The organism is Paraburkholderia dipogonis (assembly GCF_046027395.1).
Classification (GTDB): domain Bacteria; phylum Pseudomonadota; class Gammaproteobacteria; order Burkholderiales; family Burkholderiaceae; genus Paraburkholderia; species Paraburkholderia dipogonis_A.
Genome location: NZ_JAQQEG010000051.1, coordinates 1 through 18,898, shown reverse-complemented (window position 1 = coordinate 18,898; position 18,898 = coordinate 1). Strand labels below are relative to the sequence as shown.

Below are 18,898 nucleotides of genomic sequence, written 5' to 3'. Positions count from 1 at the left end.
TTACAGGATCTCGCATGAATTACTGGATGCGGCGCTTGCGCGTCGCGCTGCCCTGGTTGGTGATTGCGGTGCTGTCCGCCGCGATCGTGATGCTGGCGATGCTGCCGGCCGCCTGGATCACGCCGCAGTTCGCCAAACAGACGAGCGGCCACGTCAATCTCGTCAATCCGGCCGGCTCGCTGTGGCACGGCTCGGCCACGCTGATGCTGGCCGCCGGCTCGGATATGAGCGCGGCGACGCTGCTGCCCGGGCGGATCGAATGGCACACGGCGTTCTGGCCGCTGTTTACCGGCCGCGTGCGCATGATCATGCGGCACAGCGAAGCGATGCCGGAGCCGATTACCGTCGATGCCACGCCGCGTACCGCGACCGTCACGCCAGGCGCGATCGCCGTGCCGGCTTCGCTGCTGAGCGGGCTCGGCGCGCCCTTTAACACACTCGATCTGCAAGGCAATGTGCAACTGTCCTGGTCGGACTGGCGCAGTTTCAATCGGGAGGCGTTCGGGCAACTGACCATCACGCTTACCGACGTCAGTTCGCGGGTCTCGCTGGTCAAGCCCCTCGGCTCGTACCGGGTGCTGTTTCAGGCTCAGGGCGAGTCGTCCACGCTCGATCTGACCACCACGAAGGGCCCGCTGATGCTGACCGGCAACGGCACGGTGTCGGCTGCGTCGACCTCGTTTCATGGGACGGCCAGCGCCGCGCCGGAGGCCCGCGATAACCTCGCGGGACTGCTGAACCTGCTAGGACGGCCGAGCGGGCCGGACACGGTGGCGTTGACGTTCGTGCACTGAGGCGCGCTGTCTGGCGCTACGGCGCCAGTTGGTTGAGCCGCGGCATCGACGTCGTTGCATGAGGCGGCCAGCGCTGCGGCGTAGGAGCGCGATAGGCTCGTGGGGCTGCTGAATCTGTTGTGGCGCCGAAGCGTCGGCGCGAAAAAAAGAGGCATGGCCGGGGAATGCGGCTATGCCTCTTTTGCCTTGCCTCGACGGCCAGCGCTTCTACTCGGTGTGCATCCGCGACAGCGGCGTCGCCCCGCTTTGCGCGACAGGCGCAGCCGATGACGCCGGCAGCGGCGCCGGCGCCGCCACATCGCCTGTTTCGCGATTCATCTGCGACGCGTCCCAGCCGCCGCCCAGCGCCTTCACCAGACCCACCGACGACACCATCCGCTGCCCGGCGATGTTCTCCAGCTTCTGCTGGGCCGTGAAGGCCGTGGTCTGCGCCGTCAGCACGTTGACGTAGCCGACCGTGCCCGCCTTGTATTCGTTCGTGACGATGGCGAGCGCCTGAAGCGCCGAATCCACCGCTTGTCGCTGCACGACGATTTCCTGTTCGAGGATGCGTTGCGACGCGAGGTTGTCCTCGACGTCCTGGAACGCAGCCAGCACCGTTTGACGGTAGGTCGCGACATTGCCGTCGTAGGCAGCGCGCGCGGCGTCGGTCTGGGCCTGGCGCAGACCAGCGTCGAACAGCGTCGCGGCGAGTTGCGGGCCGAGCGTCCAGAAGCGCGACGGCGCGGTCAGCAACTGCGAGAACACCGAATTTTCGAAGCCACCGGACGCCGACAGAGTCAGCGACGGGAAGAACGCGGCGATGGCGACGCCGATCTGTTCGTTCGCCGCCGCGGCCTTGCGCTCCGCCGAAGCGATGTCCGGACGCCGCTCGAGCAGCGCGGACGGCATCTGCGCCGGCACCGCGGGCGGCGTGGCGGTAAGCGGCATCGGCGGAATCGAGAAGGTCGAAGCTGGTTCGCCGACGAGCACGGCGATCGCGTGCTCGTCCTGGGCGCGCTGGACGCCGTTGTCGATCGCGGAGGCCTGCGCCGATTGCAATTGCGTTTGCGCCTGAATCACGTCGGAGCGGGCGGCGACGCCGGCTGCGTACTGGTTCTGCGTGAGTTGCAGCGACCGCTGATAGGCCGCGACGGTGTCGTCGAGCAGCTTCTGGGTCGAATCGAGCGCGCGCAGCGCGAAGTAGGTCTGGGCGAGTGTGGCCTGAGCCGACAGCCGTGCGTTGGCGAGGTCCGCCGCGGCACTTTGCTGGCCGGCTTTCTGCGCGTTGACCGAGCGTGTGACCGAGCCCCACAGATCCGGCTCCCAGCTTGCGTCGAGCTGCACGTTGAAACTATTGCTGACGCCGGAGCGGCTCGTCGCGGTGGTCGAGTTGCCGCCCGACGACGTCCCGTTGCCGGAACGCGTCGCGCCGGCCGACGCGCCAATGGTCGGGAAATACGCCGCACGCGCCTCGCCGACCAGCGCGCGCGCCTGCCGGTAGGCGGCGGCGAATTGAGCGACGGTCTGGTTCGCGGTGTTCAGCCGTTCCTCGAGTGCGTTGAGCTGCGGATCTTCGTAAATGGTCCACCAGTCGCCGCGGTCCTGCTGATCGGCCGGTTGAGCGACTTTCCAGCCGGGCGCGGCTTCCTTGTACGACGCCGGGATCTCGGCGGCCGGCCGTTTGTAGTCCGGGCCGACTGCGCAGGCCGCCAGCAAACTGGCGAGGGCCGCGGCTACGGCAATAGTCAGGGCGCGAGGCGCAAGCGTCCGCGCGCGCGAGATTCGATCAGACTGCATGCAATGAATTCCTTCTGGACGCCGCGGCGCGGCCGATGGCGGCACCGCCGGCCGGGCGAGATCTTGGTCTGCCGGAATGTTAGCGTATGAGCCCGCTGGGCGCGGGAAACTGAAAGGGTAATGCGAGGAAGGAGGCAGGTGTGTTACTGAGGATGTCGCGAAGGTTACGCGCTGTTACCGGCGTGGCCGTTAAACCCGTGATTCCGTCGATTTGGCCTGGCGGGCCAGCTTACCGGCGGCGGCCCGGCACGGCGCATCGGCGCGCGACTGGCAGGCGCCGGCGGGGCCCACCCGCTTTTCCGCGCCGGTAGGAACAACAGCGCCGTTCACCGTAGGCACCGACGCCGCGACCAATTCCACTTTCGCCGTCTTGACGTCCTTTTGTCCCCGCCGATGCTCGAACCACGCTAGCACCGCCACGCCGACCGATCCGCCAGGCAACACGAACAGCACGGCGAACAACGCGAGTTTCCACCAGCGGTGCGGCCCTTGAAAGGTGCTGAGTGCGGAATCGGTCAGGGAGCGGCTCAGGCCGCCAAGCGTGTTTTTGAGGTACAGCATCGGGGAAATCCTTTTCGCACGTCGCGCTCGCGGCGTGCAGACAATCGGTCAGAACATGGTCTCGGGTGGCGCGGGTCGCGCGTAACTCGTTGCCTATAATAATATTGACTATGCAATTAAATTTCAAGATACTTCCCCCGCGAACGTCGGCCGTGTTGTTTTTCTGCCGTTCGCACTACGCGAAATCAAGTTTGACTTGTCTGCTTAGGCAGCTAAAATCCGTTCTGCTTGAGACGTTCCCGGATACACGATGACTGACGGCCCCTACAAGGCGGACGAGATTCACCTCGAATCGAGTCTTGGCTACTACCTGACGAAAGCTCGAAATGTGCTGGTCGAGCGGACGGACCGTGCCGTCAAACCCTTGGGACTGACCACGCAGCAGATCGGCGTGATCCTGATGTTGTCGTCGCGGCGCGCGAGCACGCCGTTCGAGTTGTCGCGCGCCATGTCGTATGACAGCGGATCGATGACGCGCCTGCTCGATCGCCTTGAAAAGAAAGGCTTTATCGTGCGTTCGCGCAGTGAGACCGACCGGCGGATGGTGAAGCTCGAGTTGACGCCGCAAGGTCACGACGCCGCGCGGCAACTGCCCGGCTTGGGCGCGGCGGTGCTGAACGAGCAGTTGCGCGGGTTTTCGGCCTCGGACCACGCCACGTTGATCGACCTGCTCGGCCGTTTCATCGCGAACGGCATCGACGCGGGAGCAAGCGCGGGATGCGGATTGGGGCCGCAACAGGAATCGCTGGACGAATCACCCGAAGCGTCGCCGCGGGAATACGGCGAGGACTAACAAGACGCGCTTTTCAAGAGCGTCATCGTTTGAAAATATCTGTCTGGGCAGAGAGTGATGCGGCATGTAAGCACGCCATTTGGACCGGGCGATAAAGCTGTCGCGACAAGCTTTCCAGGCTGAGGAGAAGAAAAATGGATGCCACGGCTTCCGCCGCTGCCCTACCCGCCGCCGGGCCCGCCCCGCTGAAAGGCGGCGCCCTTGCCCTGCTCACGGTCGGGCTCGCACTCGGCACGTTCATGGAAGTGCTCGACACGTCGATTGCGAACGTCGCGGTGCCGACCATTTCCGGCAGCCTCGGCGTGGCGACCAGCCAGGGCACCTGGGTGATCTCGTCGTATTCGGTCGCTTCGGCGATCGCGGTGCCGCTGACAGGCTGGCTCGCGCGGCGCGTCGGCGAAGTGAAGCTGTTTACGCTGTCCGTGCTGCTCTTCACGATCGCCTCGGCGCTGTGCGGCTTCGCGCACAACTTCGAATCGCTGATCGCGTTCCGGCTGGTGCAGGGGCTCGTTTCCGGGCCGATGGTCCCGCTCTCGCAGACCATTCTGATGCGCTCGTATCCGCCGGAAAAGCGCGGGCTCGCGCTGGGTCTCTGGGCGATGACGGTGATTTGCGCGCCCATCTTCGGGCCCGTGATGGGCGGCTACATCACCGACAACTACACGTGGCCGTGGATCTTCTACATCAACGTGCCGATCGGGCTGTTCTCGGCGGTGTGCGCGTTCCTGCTGCTGCGCGGCCGCGAGACGAAGACCACGAAACAGCGCATCGACGCGGTCGGCCTCGCGCTGCTCGTGATCGGCGTGTCGTGCCTGCAGATGGTGCTCGACCTCGGCAAGGATCGCGACTGGTTCAACTCGACGTTTATCGTGACGCTCGCGGTGATCGCGGTGGTGTCGCTCGCCTTCATGCTGGTGTGGGAGATGACCGAGAAAGAGCCGGTGGTCGATCTCTCGCTGTTCAAGGATCGCAACTTCGCGCTCGGCGTGGTGATCGTCTCGTTCGGCTTCATGGCCTTCTTCGGCTCGGTGGTGATTTTCCCGCTCTGGCTGCAAACCGTGATGGGTTACACCGCCGGGCTGGCGGGTCTCGCGACCGCGCCGGTCGGTTTGCTCGCGCTGTTTTTGTCGCCGATGATCGGCAAGAACATGCACCGGCTGAACCTGCGCGTCGTGGCGAGTTTCGCGTTCATCGTGTTCGCGTTCGTCTCGTTCTGGAACTCCACCTTCACGCTCGACGTGCCGTTCAATCACGTGATCTGGCCGCGGCTCGTGCAAGGCATCGGCGTCGCCTGCTTCTTCGTGCCGATGACTACCATTACGCTCTCCAGCGTGCCGGATGAGCGGCTGGCGAGTGCTTCCGGCCTGTCCAATTTTTTCCGGACCTTGTCCGGCGCGATCGGCACGGCGATCAGTACGACGTATTGGGAAAACGACACGATCTACCATCACGCGATGCTGACCGACTCGGTCAACGTCTACGCCGCGAACACGAATGCTTATACCAATGCGCTGGCCGGTATCGGGCTCTCCGGCGACGGCATCACCGCGCAGTTGAACCAGGTGGTGACGGCGCAGGCTTACATGATGGCCACCAACGATTTCTTCCGGATTTCCTGCGCGGCGTTTCTCGTGCTCGCGGTGCTGGTCTGGATCACCAAGCCACGCAAGGGCGTGGGCCCTTCAATGGGACATTGAAGTCAGACGACGCCTTAAGCGGACGCGCGCCGAAACGATATTTTTCCTTCGACTCTTCGCGCGCGTCTTCAGCCTTTATTGCGTGACGGCTTCGCCATTCGCCGCCGGGATCGATTGACCCTGCATGGCATCCGGATGCGGAGTCGTCGGCGCGGCTTGCGGGGGTTTGGCGCCACTTTGCGGCGCACCGGTTGCGGTGCCTCGCACGTATTGCTTGAAGTCGGCGCCGGCTTCCCATGGGTTCGGCTTGCAGCCCATCGAGCCGTCGCAATGCGCGGCAAAACCGATCGTCGACGTGCCGTCCGGGTTAGCGGCGCGCGTGATCTGATACGCCAACGCGCGCTTGCCGCCGTCCGGTCCGGCTGTCTGGATCAATGTATCGGTCGAGGCATCGATCTTGTACGCCGAATGGCCCGCCACCCACGCTTGCGCCCGTTGCCACCAGACATCGCATTCCGCTTTGTTTGAACACGTCAACGGCGTGGTCGCGATCTGCATGACGTCCGGATCGACCTGCCCTTGCGTCGAACATCCCGCCGCCGCTACGCACAGCATGGCCAACAGACTTTTGTTCATCACGTTGAATCCTCCCTCTGTGGTGCGCGTCATGTAAGTTTGGACCGCGGCGTCGGTACGGTGTTTCATCTGGATCAGAGAATCGTCAGAACGCGCGGAGAATTTGCCGATGGCGTTTGAAACGCGACGCACATTGCGTAGACGTTACCGGCGCGGAATAAAAAAAGCGGCCATGCTGGCCGCTCTTTCGTCACGCTTGCCCGCAAGCGTTATTCAGACGCTGAACCGGTTCAGCGTGTACGCCCGATACGCAGCGACGAACGCGTCGAACGAACCGACTTCTTCCTGTTCGAGCTTGGCCTGCTCGGCGAGCGATTTCGCGACGAGATCGGTAAACGCCTTGGTCTGCTCCGCATCCAGCGGACGCGTGCGGAAATACGCGGCGTGTGCTTCGCTTTGTTCGAGGCCGAAGGCGAGGAAGCTCTGCTGCTTCTCGCGCATGGTCTGCAGCACACGCGCCGACGGCGTCAGCGATGCATCCGCCAGCTTCGCGCGTTGAACCGCGACGGCGCGTGCATGCGCGTCGCCGCCATGCAAGGTGTCGAGCGTGGCCGCGGCCGCATCGATCTTGATGAGCAGTTCGTTCGCCCAGTCCGTCATCGCAACCGGACGGCCGTCGCGTGTCAGTTCGAGGCCCGGCTTGCGGCCTTCCATCGTCACGCGGCCGAAGTTCTGGTTGGCTTCGGCATAAGCGTCCGGCGGCAACAGCGCGCTATCGTCGAGCGCGCAGACCAGCAGATAGGCGTCGAGAAAGCGCGACGTCTCGAGAGAAATACCGCTCGGCTCGAACGGATCGATGTCCATGCAACGCACTTCCACATATTGCACGCCGCGCGCGGCGAGCGCGTGCAACGGACGCTCGCCGGGATACGTGACGCGCTTCGGACGAATCGTCGAGTAGAACTCGTTTTCGATCTGCAGCACGTTCGTATTGATCTGCACCCACTCGCCATCGCGCTGCGTGCCGATTGCCTCGTACGCCGGATACGGCTGGCTCACGGCTTTCGCAAGCGCGTCGAGGTAGCCCGGTAGCGTGTCGTAGTCGGCGTGTAGCGCGGCTTGCGCCGTGGTGTTCGAATAGCCGAGGTCGCTCATGCGCAGACTGGTCGCGTACGGACGATAGAGCGTGTCGGCGTCGAACGTGTCGAGCGTGTGTTTGCGATCGCGCAGAAAACGACGATCCAGCGCCGGCGATGCGCCGAACAGATACATCAGCAGCCAGTTGGTGCGGCGGAAATTGCGGATCAGCGCGAGATAGCGGTCGGACTGGAAGTCGACGGCATTCGCAGTGGATTGCTGGTCCGCATGCAGCAGCCGCCACACTTCTTCGTTCAGCGAATAGTTGTAGTGGATGCCCGCAATGCACTGCATCGTGCGGCCGTAACGAAGCGCGAGGCCGATGCGGTACACGTACTTCAGTTTGCCGATGTTCGAGTTGCCGTAGTGCGCGATCGGAATGCCGTCGTCGGTGTCGGGCAGCAGCCCCGGCATGGAGTTGTTCCACAGGATCTCGTCGCCGAGTTCCGCGTAGACGAAGCGGTGGAGCGTGTCGAGCTTCTCGAGCGTGAGCGCGACGTCTTGCTCAGCCGGCGTGATCAGTTCGAGCAGCGCTTCGGAATAATCCGTAGTGAGCGACGGATGCGTAAGCGCCGAACCGAGCGCGCGCGAATGCGGCGTCAAGGCGAGCTTGCCCTCGTGCGTCACGCGCAGGCTTTCCTTTTCGATGCCGCGCAGGCCGCGTATCAGCGCGTCGCGCTGCGGGCCTGAGGTCAGCACGGACAGGCGGTGCGAGAACGCGTCGGTCGTGCGGGAAGGTGTCGTGTTTGGCATTGATGCGAGTCGGGCGTTGTCGGCCGCCATGTGCCGCAGCACTGCGGTTGACAACGTTCGGCGGAATTTTCAGTAGCGGGCACTTTAACATCTCGCCAGAACGGCTGCTTGAGGCCGCTTCGGCGGCTCATCGGAGCACTCCGGGCCGCTTCTCTTTGGGGCCAATTTCGCTGCTTTTTGTGCCAGTCCGTCGGGTCTGCGCCACATCACTCTGTCCGCCGCGCGCCTCGCGCGCGATCCGCATTTCTTCTCCCCAAAACCGCGCGATGCTACGGGCACCACCGGCGACGCAGCGCGTCAACCGCCGGGAGCGACGCGCTGCTTCAACCGCCACGCGCGGCGCCAGCGCGGTCCGCTACTTCATTCCACAGATGCATCGCCGCGTACGCGCGCCATGGCCGCCACGTGTCGGTTCGAGTACGTTGCTGCGTGGGCCGCACGAGCGACGGATCGCGCGCGCAGATCGACTGCATCAGCACGAGGTCCCACGCGGGCCACGCGTCGGCATCGCGCCACGCGCGCATGGCGACGTACTCGACCGTCCACGGACCGATGCCGGGTAGCGCGAGCAGCGCGGCGCGCAGGCTGTCGGCATCGGCCGTGTTGCTGTCGAGCGGCACGTGGCCGGTGGCGACCGCGTGCGCGAAGCCCTGCAACGCCGCTACACGTTTACCCGGCATGCCGATCTGAGCGAGATCCACGGCTGCCAGCGCGGCGGGCGTCGGAAAGCGCCAGGCAGTGTTCTCATGCGGGTGTCCGTCGATGCGCTCGCCGGCGCGCTGCACCAGTCTTCCGATGATGGTGGTCGCCGCCTTCACGCTGACCTGCTGCCCGACGATCGCGCGCACCACGAGTTCGAAGCCTGACCACGCGCCCGGCACGCGCAAGCCGGGCACCGCTTCGACCAGTGGCGCGAGCCACGGGTCCGCAGCGAGTTCGGTGCCGATCTTTTTCGGATCGGCGTGCAGGTCGAACATCTTCGCAATCGGCGCGGCGAGCGCGTCGGCGTGAACGCTCACGGGCCCTTCGATGCTGGCGACAAGGCAGCGCTTGCGTGGATGCAGACGCACGCTCAGCGTGCCGCTGTCGCCGGCCCAAGCGATCGCGCGACGATACGCGCCGTCTTCCACCGCTTCGACGCCGGGCGTCGCGCGTCCGCCGAAGAAACGCAGCAGGCGCGGCCAGTCGAAGGGTGGTTTGAACGGCAATTCAAGGGTAGCGACTTCGTCAAGCGTACTCACGCGGCGTGGTCCAGTTTGGTGGTGGTTTCGATGTCGGTTTCGGCGTCTGCATGGGCGCGCGTGTTGCGTTCGGCTTGGCCGCGCGGGAAGTCGCCGACGTGCTGCGCCTCGTTGTCGAGCAGCGCGGCCTTGCGCGGCAAACCCCAGCGATAGCCTGCCAGCGCTCCGCCCTTGGCCACCACGCGATGACAAGGAATTGCCAATGCCACCGGGTTCGTCGCGCACGCGCTGGCGACCGCGCGCACGGCGCGTGGCGCGCCGACCGTTTCGGCGATCTGCGAATAGCTGCGCGTCTCACCGTACGGAATGCGCCGCAACGCGTCCCACACGCGCTGCCGGAATGCCGTCGCGGCGATATCCAGCGGTAGATCGAAGTCCTGGCGGGTGCCGTGTAAATAGGCGTCGATCTGCGCGATGAACGGCGCCAGGTGTTCGGTATCTTCCAACAGGTCGGCGTTGGCGAATTCGCCGCGCAGGTCGTCGGCGAGGACGGCTTTGTCGTCGCCGAAACCGATCTTGCAGATGCCCTTTTCCGTCGCCGCGACCAGCACGTAGCCGAGCGGCGTCGGGGCGCTGGCATAGCGCACGGTGAGCCCAGCGCCCTTGCGGCGATACGCGGACGGCGCCATGCCCAGTTCGGCCGAGGCGCTGTCGTACATCCGCGACGGCGAGCCGAAGCCGGCGTCGAGCGTGGCGCGCGTGACGTCCGAGCCGCTCTGGAGCGCGTCGCGCAGTGCTGCGCCCCGCTGCGCGGCCTGATATTGACGCGGCGACACGCCCACCACCCGCTTGAACAGACGCTGCAGATGGAACGGGCTGACGTGCACGGCATCGCTCAATTGCGCGAGCGTGAGGCGCTCTTGCGGCTCGGCGTCCAGCGCGGCGCACGCGCGATTGACGATTTCCAGCTCGCGCGGCAGGCCGCCGGGCTGGCAGCGCTTGCAATCGCGAAAGCCCGCGGCGCGCGCGGCGGCGGCATCGGTGAAGAACGCGACGTTCTCACGGCGCGGCAGCCGCGAGGCGCACGACGGACGGCAGAACACGCCGGTCGTTCTGACGCCGTAGAAGAACGCGCCGTCGGCTTGCGATTCGCGGCGCGTGACGGCTTCCCAGCGCTCGCCGTCGGAAGTCCAGTTGGTGACGCCGGAGGTGATATCGGTAGGTTTGCGGTTCATGATGGTCCCGAAGAGACGGTGTCGATGCCACCAATGTAGGCCGCATGCCGACACACTACGCCCCGGTTCTTGCTCTGTCATTGCGCTTCTTCGTAGGCTCGAAGCCCCGCCAGGCGTCCGTTTTGGGGAAAACTGCGACAATTTGGCACGATATCGGGTTTTCCCTTAAAAAGTTATTGCGCCGCACCAGGTGCATGTGTATATTAGTACTTGTCTCCTCCATGTCTCCTCCTGATATGGATTCAGCCCGCTCCACATAGAGCGGGCTTTTTTTCGTCCATACGATCCTGATCTGTCCCTCAATGCGGGTTTCACGGCCTGCACTCGCAGCGCCGCCCTTTCTTCTTCTACACTGGCAATTCACCCGTTCTGCGAGCCAGCCAAGGGGCGTTCCACATGAAAATCCACATTCGCGAGATCGATCACATTGTCATTCGGGCGACCAACATCGAGGTCATGGCGCGTTTCTATTGCGACGTGCTCGGCTGCCGCATCGAAAAGGAGCAGCGCGATCTGGGCCTGACCCAGTTGCGCGCGGGGCGCTCGCTGATCGACCTGTTGCAGGTCGGCGCCAAGCTCGACCATGCCGAAAACGGCGTGCCGGGCACCGGGCGGAATATGGATCACGTATGTTTGCGCATCGATCCGTTCGACGCTGAAGCGCTCAAGGCGCATCTGGTCGAACACGGCGCGCGGCTGGGCGAACTGGGGCTGCGCTACGGCGCGGACGGCTATGGACAGTCACTGTATCTGTTCGACCCGGAGGGCAACATGGTGGAACTCAAGGGGCCACCGGAAGCGGCGCGTGTGACGTCGCTCTAGCTTTGCAGCTCTCAAAAAGCGTCAGGCATTGGCGGGCGCCTTCAGCACCGTCCATTCGATTTTCACCGCATCCGCTTCGGCGCTGCCGAGCCATGCCTCGCCGTCCTGCACGGTGCATTGCAGCCGCATGGTCCGTTCGGCCAGCGAGCCGAGGGCAGTGGCGACGTCTTCGCCGAGCGTCCACACCGTCACGTTGCGCATGCGTTCCACCTTGTTGCGCACGCCCTGCCACCAGATGTCCGACGCGCGGCCGCCGTAGGCGATTACGATCACTTCGTTCGAGCGACCGCTCGCCTTGGCGATGCGCCGTTCATCCGGCTGGCCGACTTCGATCCAGGTTTCGATCGCGCCGGTCAGATCCTTTTGCCAGAGGTCCGGTTCGTCCACATCCGACAGACCTTTGCAGAATTCGAGGCGCTCCTGCGCGAACAGCGCGAACGCGGCGACGCGCACCATCATCCGTTCGTCGGTTTCCGAGGGATGGCGGGCGATCGTCAGCGAATGGTCGGCGTAGTAGTGCCGGTCCATGTTGGCGATCTGCAGTTCCGCCTTGTAAATCGTCGATTTGAGAGCCATGCCGTTGCTAAACCAGGCGCTCGCTCCACCGGAGCGAACTGAAAAAGAATCGTCGACGGCGCGTTGCCGTTTTCCGTGTTTGTTGTACATCTTCTATTCCTCCCGCGCCGCCAGCCGGCCGTCATGACCACGGGAGAAGCATTTATCGCGCCACTGTCGGTTCGAAAGCGGTGCCGTAGACCTCGCCAGCGGCTTCCCGCAAGGCTTCGAGCACGACTGAGGCCGCCGGCGAAAGCAGGTGCGACTGGCGCGTGATGATACCGAATGTATCCATCCTGCACGGTAAATCGATCGGTACCCGCTTCAGCACGCCATACTGTTGGTATTGACGCGCCACTTCGTCGGGTAAAACCGCCAACATGTCGCTCTGGAGCAGCAAGCTCGAAATCGCCAGAAAATTGTTGGTATTGACCACGTTTTGGGGCGGATTCAGCCCAATTTGAGAAAACATCAGATCGAAACGATGGCGCAACACGCTGCCCGGCGGATGTAAAACCCAGCTGGCGTTGACGATTCCACGCAGTGTCAAACCTGTCTCATTTTCGAGATGATGGCCGGGACGCGCCACCACGCAAAGCGGTTCATCGGCGAGCGGTTCGTAGCGGACTTCGGTCTTGAACTGGTTTTGCCGCTCCAATACGCGGCCGATCATGATGTCCAATTCACCTTCCGCCAGCCGCGGCAGCATCACGTCCGAAGTTTCGACCTCTTCCCAGATTTGCAGTTGCGGATAGCGTTCTTTCACGCTGGCGATCGCCCGCGGCACCATGGTCGCCGCAGCCGCCGCGATCACGCCGATCCGCACCTGGCCCGCCAGACCGGCGCGCAGTGCCGAGATTTCGTCATGCGCATGGCTCAGATTCGACAGCACCATGCGCGCATGACGGATCATGACCTCGCCGTACAGCGTGGCGTGCATGCCGTGCGGCGTGCGGTCAAACAGGCTCACTTCCAGCATGTCCTCGAGTTCTTTCAGCAGACGCGATGCGGCGGGCTGGGTCATGCCGAGCACGTCGGCGGCCCGCCGGACATTACCCTCCTCCTCCATCGCCGCGAGCAGCAGCAACTGCCGCGTCTTGAGCCGCGCTCGCACGAACCAGTTCGAGTAGCTACGCGTCATGGCCTGTCTCCAACCTGTTTTCTATGAGGCGCGGCTCGAAGCCACGAACCGTGCACTCTCCCAAGGCAAGGCCTCATCGCGCCATACCGGAATTGATATCAGGATAGCCGAAAAAGGGATTGGAAAGTTATTGGGGCGGCTCATACCATTCGTGGACTTTCTGAGCTTCCTCACGTGGCGCCTTTCCGTCGATGAACCGCGATCCGCTCGTCCCACTCGTTGCAAGTCCGTTCCGCCACTACATCAATGGCGGATGGGAGACGGGCGCGACCGCGGGCGTCTCGCTCAATCCGTCGGACCTGGACGACCCGGTCGGCGAATATGTACGAGCCGACGTGCGGCAAACCGATATGGCCATCGAAGCGGCGTACGCGGTCTTCCGCGAGTGGTCGCTGGGTTCGGCGCAGCGTCGCGCGGATGCGCTCGACGCCATCGGCAGCGAGGTGCTCGCGCGCCGCGACGAACTCGGCCGGCTACTCGCGCGTGAAGTCGGCAAGACGCTGCCCGAGGCCTTAACTGAAGCGACGCGTGCTGGGCAGATCTTCAAGCTGTGCGCGGCCGAGGCAATGCGCGCCTTCGCCGAACCCGTTGCGTCGGCGCGCGCCGGCGTCGAGATCGACGTGACGCGTGAACCGCTCGGCGTGATCGGCATCATCGCGCCGTGGAGCGCGCCGCTGGTGATTGCCGCGGCGAAGATCGGCGCCGCGCTCGCTCACGGCAACTGCGTCGTCTTCAAGCCGGCCGAATCGGTGCCGGCTTGCGCGGCGGCGCTGGCCTCGATCATCAGCCGCGCCGGTTTGCCCGCGGGCGTATTCAATCTCGTGATGGGCAGCGGCCGCCAGGTCGGCGCGCGGATTGCCGCGCATCCGCTGGCGGCGGCGATCAGCTTTACCGGCTCGGCGGAAACCGGCACACGCGTGCTGCAAGCCGCCGCCGCTCGCCAGGCGCGTGTGCAACTGGAGATGGGCGGTAAGAATCCGTTCGTCGTGCTGGCCGACGCCGATCTCGACGGCGCCGTCGAGGCCGCCTTGAGCGGCGCCTATGGCTCGACGGGCCAACGCAGCACTGCCTCCGCAAGGCTGATCATCGAACGCGCGGTGTTCGAGCCGTTCGTGGACGCATTGCAGGCGAAGCTCGCCAGACTCTCGATCGACCACGCGTTGAAGCACAGCACGGACATGGGTCCTGTGGCGAACGCAGCACAGTTGGAGCGCAATCTCGACTACGTGCGCATCGGTCAGGAGGAAGGCGCGCAATTGCTGCACGGTGGGCGCCGGCTGGAGCGCGCGACACGTGGCTACTTTTTCGAGCCTGCGTTGTTCATCGGCGAATCCGAACACCGTGTCGCGCGGGAGGAAATCTTCGGCCCGCTCGCCGTCGTGCTGCGCGCGGACGACTACGACCACGCGCTGCATCTCGCGAATGACACCGCATACGGTCTGTGCGCCGGCATCTGCACGCGCTCGCTCAATCGCGCGCGGCATTTTCGCCGTCATGTGCATAGCGGCCTCGTCACAATCAATCTGCCGACCACTGCCGTCGAGCATCACGCGCCCGGCGGCGGCCGTAAGGCGTCCGCCTACGGCGCTACGGATGCGGCCTTCTGGACCGCCGTGAAAACGGCGTACGTGGCGGGCTGATGGTGACGAGATCGCTTCACCTCACCGCGCACCCCAACGCTCATCCACGTCCCGGCTGACGCCGCCGTGCATCACCCGCTGCAATTAAACGAAATCAATGCAGCCCTTCAACCTCAGGAGACAGATATGACCAGCAAGCTTCGCCGTTTGACGGTATCCGCGATGGCGGCCGCCGCCCTCGCCGCGCCTTTTGCCGCACAACTTTCCGCACACGCGGACGCGCCGCTCAAAGTCGGCTTCCTCGTGAAGATGCCGGAACAGGCATGGTTCATCAACGAACAGAAAGCCGCGAGCGCGCTCGGTCAGAAGGACGGCTTCGCGGTAGTGAACATCGGCACGCCGGACGGTGAAAAAGTGCTGGCCGCAATCGACAACCTCGGCGCACAAGGCGCCAAAGGCTTCGTGATCTGCGCGCCCGACGTGCGTCTCGGACCGGCGATCCAGGCGCGCGCGAAGCGCTACAACATGAAGTTCGTCACCGTCGACGATCAACTGGTCGACTCCACCGGCAAGCCGCTGCCGAACGTGCCGCATCTGGGCATGTCCGCGTTCAAGATCGGCAATCAGGTCGGCACCGCGATTGCTGAAGAGATGAAGCGCCGCGGCTGGAAGCCGGAAGAAGTCGGCGCGCTGCGCATCACGAACTACGAATTGCCGACCGCGAAACTGCGCACCGATGGCGCGACGCAATCGCTCATCGCCGGCGGCTTCAAGAAGGAAAACATCTTCGACGCCCCGCAAAAGACGACCGATGACGAAGGCGGTTTCAACGCTTCGTCGCCAGTGCTCGCGCAGCATCCGAACATCAAGAAGTGGGTGATCTTCGCGCTCAACGAGGAAAGCGTGCTGGGCGGCGTACGCGCGACCGAGCAATTGCATATTCCGGCTGCGGACGTGATCGGTGTCGGCATCAACGGCGCGGGCGAAGCATTCGCCGAATTCCAGAAAAAGGAACCGACGGGCTTTTACGGCACGATCGCCGTGAGCTCGACGATGCACGGCAAGGACAGCACGGAGAACCTCGTCGAGTGGATCAAGGACGGCAAGCAGCCGCCCGCCGATACGCAGACCACCGGCAAGCTGATGGTGCGCGGCAACTGGCAGGACGTGCGTAAAGAACTCGGTATTTAAGCGGCATTCGAGTTTGCACGCTGCGGGCCGTCTCGCTCACGCGAGAGCGGCCCGCACAGGTTGTTCACCAGCTTGAGGTTTTTCGATGATGTCCTCACACACCGAGTCCCATTCAGCCGAAGCGGCGCCCTCGCCTGCGTTCGTGTCTACCGAGCCGTATCTGCGACTCGACGGCATCACTGTGCGCTTTCCCGGCGTGCTCGCGCTCGACCAGGTGTCGCTTGAAGTGCGGCGCGGCGAAGTGCATGGCTTGATGGGCGAAAACGGCGCCGGCAAATCGACGCTGCTCAAGGTGTTGTCCGGCGTGAATCAACCCGCGGCGGGCACCTTGTCGCTCGATGGCGTCGAGCAGCAGTTCACCACCACGAAGGCGGCGATTGCCGCAGGCGTGGCGATCATCTATCAGGAACTGCATCTGGTGCCGGAACTGACGGTTGCGGAAAACCTGATGCTCGGCGCCCTGCCGAATCGTTTCGGCATACTGGACGAAAAAGCGCTGGTGGCACGCGCCGTGCGCGAACTGGAACGGCTCGGCGAAAAGATCGATCCGTCGCAGCAAGTAAAGAATCTCTCGATCGGCCAGCGGCAAATGATCGAGATCGGCAAGGCGTTGATGCGCGACGCGCGCGTGATCGCGTTCGACGAACCGACCAGTTCGCTGTCGTCGCGCGAGACGACGCAACTGTTCCGGATCATTCGCGCGTTGAAGGCCGAAGGTCGCGCGATCATTTACGTCACGCATCGAATGGATGAAGTCTACGAGCTGTGCGATCGCGTGACGGTGTTTCGTGACGGCCGCCGCATCGATACGTTCGAAGCGGGTGAACGACTCGATCGCGATCGCCTGATCAGTTGCATGGTGGGCCGTTCGATCGCCGACGTGTACGGCTATCGATCGCGCGACCTCGGCGACGTGCAGCTCGACGTCAAGGAATTGGTGGGACGTGGCCTGCGCGAACCGGCTTCTTTCGCGGCACGCAAAGGCGAAATAGTCGGATTCTTCGGCCTCGTCGGCGCGGGTCGCTCCGAGTTGATGAAGCTTATCTACGGCGCGGTCAAACCGGCTGCCGGCGAGATCACGCTCAAAGGCAAGCGCGTGCGCTTCGCCACGCCGCGCGATGCCGTGCGTGCCGGCGTGGCGCTGTGTCCCGAAGATCGCAAACAGGAAGGCATCGTCTCGATCGCGTCCGTATCGGACAACCTCAACATCAGTTGCCGCCGCCATTTCAGCCGCTTCAACGTGCTCAACGGGCGCAAGGAAGCGCAGACCGCGAAAGAGTTCATCGGCAAGCTCGCGATCAAGACGCGCAATGGCGAAACGCCGATCGGCACACTCTCGGGCGGCAATCAGCAGAAGGTGATTCTGTCTCGCTGGCTCGCCGAAGACATCGACGTCTTCCTGATGGACGAACCCACACGCGGCATCGACGTCGGCGCGCGCAGCGAGATTTACGGGCTGCTGTATGGGCTCGCCGAAGCGGGACGCACAGTGATCGTCGTGTCGAGCGATCTCGCCGAAGTGATCGGCGTAGCGGATCGCGTGATCGTGATGAAGGAAGGCCGCATCGTCGGCGATCTGCCCAAGGCGCAGGCCACGCCGGATGCGCTGATCAAGCTCGCGCTGCCCCGCTGACGCTGCCTTAAATCCTCGACACAACGAAGGCAACTGAATCGAATCGCGCCATTGAAACGGAATACACACCATGCATACACCCTCCACCGATTCCACGACCCCAGCCGTCGCCTCAGCAGGCTTGAGCGCGCGCGCCGTGCGTACCTGGGATTTGATCAACAAGTCCGGCATCGTGATGGTGTTCGTGATTCTGTTCGCGGCCCTGTCGTTCACCGTGCCGGATTTTTTAAGCTCGCGAAACATCCAGGGCTTGCTGCTCTCCGTCACGCTGATCGGTTCGATCTCCGTGACGATGATGTTCGTTCTCGCGCTCGGTGAAGTGGATTTGTCGGTGGCGTCGATCGTCGCGTTCGCGGGCGTGGTGGCGTCCACGCTGATCACCACAACGCATAGCGTGATGCTCGGCGTCGCGGCCGGCGTGCTCGCGGGCGGCGCGGTCGGACTCGTCAACGGCGTGCTGGTTGCGCGCTACAAGATCAACTCGCTGATCGTCACGCTCGCCATGATGGAGGTCGTGCGCGGCCTCGCCTACATCACCTCGAACGGCGACGCGGTGATGATCTCCGAAGAGCGTTTCTTCGACCTCGGCGGCGGCGCGTTCCTCGGCATTTCGTTTCCGATCTGGAGCAACATCATCGGCTTCGTGCTGTTCGGTTTTTTGCTGAAGAAAACCGTGTTCGGCAAGAACGTGCTGGCCGTCGGCGGCAATAGCGAGGCGGCGTTACTGGCGGGCTTGCCGGTCACGCGCATCAAGATCACAGTGTTCGTATTGCAGGGCCTCGTCACCGGCTTTGCAGGCGTGATGCTTGCGTCACGTATGAGTCTGGGCGACCCGAAAACCTCGGTCGGCCTCGAACTCGGCGTGATCTCGGCATGCGTGCTCGGCGGCGTCTCGCTCACGGGCGGTGTCGCGACGATTTCCGGTGTGCTGGTCGGCGTGCTGATCATGGGCTCGGTGCAGGACGCCATGAGCCTGTTGAACGTGCCGACCTTCTACCAATACCTGATTCGCGGCGGGATTCTGCTGCTCGCGGTGCTGTTCGACCAGTTCCGCCGCAGCAAGCGCGTGCACTGACGCGCGCCCCCTCTACATGTTTGCCAACAGGAGATTTCATGGCTGATTCGAACCAGACTAAAAAGCCGCTGCGCAGCCAGGCGTGGTTCGGTCTCAAGGACCGCGATGGTTTTCTGCATCGCTCGTGGATGAAAAACCAGGGCATTCCACACGACGAATTCGACGGACGTCCGGTGATCGGCATCTGCAATACGTGGTCGGAACTGACGCCGTGCAACGCGCACTTTCGCGAACTCGCGGAGTACGTGAAGAAAGGTGTGCATGAAGCGGGCGGCTTGCCGCTCGAGTTTCCGGTGATGTCGCTCGGTGAGACCAATCTGCGCCCTACCGCGATGCTGTTTCGCAATCTGGCCTCGATGGATGTCGAAGAGTCGATTCGCGGCAATCCGATGGACGGCGTGATTCTGCTGGTCGGCTGCGACAAGACGACGCCCGCGCTGCTGATGGGCGCGGCA

The 18,898-nt window shown here is 63.9% G+C and carries 17 protein-coding genes; 9 read left to right on the top strand and 8 right to left on the bottom strand.

Annotated features, from left to right (window positions below; genetic code table 11):
• Nucleotides 1–14 precede the first annotated feature (14 nt).
• Complete coding sequence (locus PQR32_RS36310; protein WP_408238993.1) at nt 15–794, top strand: type II secretion system protein N; 780 nt, start codon at nt 15–17, stop codon at nt 792–794.
• 207 nt (nt 795–1,001) lie between these two features.
• Here PQR32_RS36310 and PQR32_RS36305 read toward each other — a convergent pair whose 3' ends face one another.
• Together PQR32_RS36305 and PQR32_RS36300 are read right to left on the bottom strand one after the other, a co-directional pair.
• Complete coding sequence (locus tag PQR32_RS36305) at nt 1,002–2,573, bottom strand: efflux transporter outer membrane subunit (RefSeq protein WP_408238990.1); 1,572 nt, start codon at nt 2,571–2,573, stop codon at nt 1,002–1,004.
• 189 nt (nt 2,574–2,762) lie between these two features.
• On the bottom strand, nt 2,763–3,134 hold the full coding sequence (locus PQR32_RS36300) for a hypothetical protein (RefSeq protein WP_408238987.1): 372 nt from the start codon (nt 3,132–3,134) through the stop codon (nt 2,763–2,765).
• Nucleotides 3,135–3,384: 250 nt separating this feature from the next.
• Here PQR32_RS36300 and PQR32_RS36295 point away from each other — a divergent pair, with 250 nt between their 5' ends.
• Together PQR32_RS36295 and PQR32_RS36290 are read left to right on the top strand one after the other, a co-directional pair.
• Nucleotides 3,385–3,927 (top strand): MarR family winged helix-turn-helix transcriptional regulator, encoded by a 543-nt coding sequence (locus PQR32_RS36295; RefSeq protein WP_408238984.1) that lies wholly within the window; start codon nt 3,385–3,387, stop codon nt 3,925–3,927.
• Between the two features lie 134 nt (nt 3,928–4,061).
• On the top strand, nt 4,062–5,624 hold the full coding sequence (locus PQR32_RS36290; RefSeq protein ID WP_408238981.1) for a DHA2 family efflux MFS transporter permease subunit: 1,563 nt from the start codon (nt 4,062–4,064) through the stop codon (nt 5,622–5,624).
• A gap of 75 nt (nt 5,625–5,699) precedes the next feature.
• Here PQR32_RS36290 and PQR32_RS36285 read toward each other — a convergent pair whose 3' ends face one another.
• The 4 genes from PQR32_RS36285 to ada form a co-directional block, all read right to left on the bottom strand.
• Complete coding sequence (locus PQR32_RS36285; protein ID WP_408238978.1) at nt 5,700–6,200, bottom strand: hypothetical protein; 501 nt, start codon at nt 6,198–6,200, stop codon at nt 5,700–5,702.
• 213 nt (nt 6,201–6,413) lie between these two features.
• Nucleotides 6,414–8,030 carry a glutamate--cysteine ligase gene (gene gshA / locus PQR32_RS36280; protein ID WP_408238975.1) on the bottom strand — a complete coding sequence of 539 codons (1,617 nt, stop codon included), beginning with the start codon at nt 8,028–8,030 and terminating at the stop codon, nt 6,414–6,416.
• A gap of 323 nt (nt 8,031–8,353) precedes the next feature.
• On the bottom strand, nt 8,354–9,271 hold the full coding sequence (locus tag PQR32_RS36275; protein WP_408238972.1) for a DNA-3-methyladenine glycosylase family protein: 918 nt from the start codon (nt 9,269–9,271) through the stop codon (nt 8,354–8,356).
• Nucleotides 9,268–10,446 carry a bifunctional DNA-binding transcriptional regulator/O6-methylguanine-DNA methyltransferase Ada gene (gene ada / locus PQR32_RS36270; RefSeq protein WP_408238969.1) on the bottom strand — a complete coding sequence of 393 codons (1,179 nt, stop codon included), beginning with the start codon at nt 10,444–10,446 and terminating at the stop codon, nt 9,268–9,270. The genes PQR32_RS36275 and ada overlap by 4 nt, the downstream gene beginning before the upstream one ends.
• Before the next feature lie 396 nt (nt 10,447–10,842).
• Here ada and PQR32_RS36265 point away from each other — a divergent pair, with 396 nt between their 5' ends.
• Complete coding sequence (locus tag PQR32_RS36265; protein ID WP_408238966.1) at nt 10,843–11,268, top strand: VOC family protein; 426 nt, start codon at nt 10,843–10,845, stop codon at nt 11,266–11,268.
• Nucleotides 11,269–11,289: 21 nt separating this feature from the next.
• Here PQR32_RS36265 and PQR32_RS36260 read toward each other — a convergent pair whose 3' ends face one another.
• Both PQR32_RS36260 and PQR32_RS36255 read right to left on the bottom strand, forming a co-directional pair.
• The gene (locus tag PQR32_RS36260) at nt 11,290–11,844 is read right to left on the bottom strand and encodes a YaeQ family protein (protein WP_408238963.1); all 555 of its coding nucleotides are present in this window, start codon (nt 11,842–11,844) and stop codon (nt 11,290–11,292) included.
• A 142-nt stretch (nt 11,845–11,986) separates the two neighbouring features.
• Complete coding sequence (locus PQR32_RS36255; protein WP_408238960.1) at nt 11,987–12,964, bottom strand: LysR family transcriptional regulator; 978 nt, start codon at nt 12,962–12,964, stop codon at nt 11,987–11,989.
• A 191-nt stretch (nt 12,965–13,155) separates the two neighbouring features.
• Between PQR32_RS36255 and PQR32_RS36250 the strand changes: the two genes are divergently transcribed.
• The 5 genes from PQR32_RS36250 to PQR32_RS36230 all read left to right on the top strand — a co-directional run.
• A complete protein-coding gene (locus PQR32_RS36250) occupies nt 13,156–14,604 on the top strand; it encodes an aldehyde dehydrogenase family protein (RefSeq protein ID WP_408238957.1) in 1,449 nt (482 codons plus the stop codon).
• Between the two features lie 126 nt (nt 14,605–14,730).
• Nucleotides 14,731–15,735, top strand: a complete 1,005-nt coding sequence (locus tag PQR32_RS36245; RefSeq protein ID WP_408238954.1) for an arabinose ABC transporter substrate-binding protein — start codon at nt 14,731–14,733, stop codon at nt 15,733–15,735.
• 85 nt (nt 15,736–15,820) lie between these two features.
• On the top strand, nt 15,821–17,368 hold the full coding sequence (araG, locus tag PQR32_RS36240) for an L-arabinose ABC transporter ATP-binding protein AraG (RefSeq protein ID WP_408238951.1): 1,548 nt from the start codon (nt 15,821–15,823) through the stop codon (nt 17,366–17,368).
• Nucleotides 17,369–17,438: 70 nt separating this feature from the next.
• Nucleotides 17,439–18,443 (top strand): L-arabinose ABC transporter permease AraH, encoded by a 1,005-nt coding sequence (gene araH, locus PQR32_RS36235; protein WP_408238948.1) that lies wholly within the window; start codon nt 17,439–17,441, stop codon nt 18,441–18,443.
• A 38-nt stretch (nt 18,444–18,481) separates the two neighbouring features.
• Nucleotides 18,482–18,898 (top strand): dihydroxy-acid dehydratase domain-containing protein (locus PQR32_RS36230; RefSeq protein WP_408238945.1); only part of this gene is annotated, 417 nt, incomplete at its 3' end.

Bases quoted from the DNA above. Each gene is read 5' to 3' on its own strand.
- PQR32_RS36310 (WP_408238993.1), top strand. From the start codon at position 15: ATGAATTACTGGATGCGGCGCTTGCGCGTCGCGCTGCCCTGGTTGGTG.
- PQR32_RS36305 (WP_408238990.1), bottom strand. From the start codon at position 2,573: ATGCAGTCTGATCGAATCTCGCGCGCGCGGACGCTTGCGCCTCGCGCC.
- PQR32_RS36300 (WP_408238987.1), bottom strand. From the start codon at position 3,134: ATGCTGTACCTCAAAAACACGCTTGGCGGCCTGAGCCGCTCCCTGACC.
- PQR32_RS36295 (WP_408238984.1), top strand. From the start codon at position 3,385: ATGACTGACGGCCCCTACAAGGCGGACGAGATTCACCTCGAATCGAGT.
- PQR32_RS36290 (WP_408238981.1), top strand. From the start codon at position 4,062: ATGGATGCCACGGCTTCCGCCGCTGCCCTACCCGCCGCCGGGCCCGCC.
- PQR32_RS36285 (WP_408238978.1), bottom strand. From the start codon at position 6,200: ATGAACAAAAGTCTGTTGGCCATGCTGTGCGTAGCGGCGGCGGGATGT.
- gshA (WP_408238975.1), bottom strand. From the start codon at position 8,030: ATGCCAAACACGACACCTTCCCGCACGACCGACGCGTTCTCGCACCGC.
- ada (WP_408238969.1), bottom strand. From the start codon at position 10,446: ATGAACCGCAAACCTACCGATATCACCTCCGGCGTCACCAACTGGACT.
- PQR32_RS36265 (WP_408238966.1), top strand. From the start codon at position 10,843: ATGAAAATCCACATTCGCGAGATCGATCACATTGTCATTCGGGCGACC.
- PQR32_RS36260 (WP_408238963.1), bottom strand. From the start codon at position 11,844: ATGGCTCTCAAATCGACGATTTACAAGGCGGAACTGCAGATCGCCAAC.
- PQR32_RS36255 (WP_408238960.1), bottom strand. From the start codon at position 12,964: ATGACGCGTAGCTACTCGAACTGGTTCGTGCGAGCGCGGCTCAAGACG.
- PQR32_RS36250 (WP_408238957.1), top strand. From the start codon at position 13,156: ATGAACCGCGATCCGCTCGTCCCACTCGTTGCAAGTCCGTTCCGCCAC.
- PQR32_RS36245 (WP_408238954.1), top strand. From the start codon at position 14,731: ATGACCAGCAAGCTTCGCCGTTTGACGGTATCCGCGATGGCGGCCGCC.
- araG (WP_408238951.1), top strand. From the start codon at position 15,821: ATGATGTCCTCACACACCGAGTCCCATTCAGCCGAAGCGGCGCCCTCG.
- araH (WP_408238948.1), top strand. From the start codon at position 17,439: ATGCATACACCCTCCACCGATTCCACGACCCCAGCCGTCGCCTCAGCA.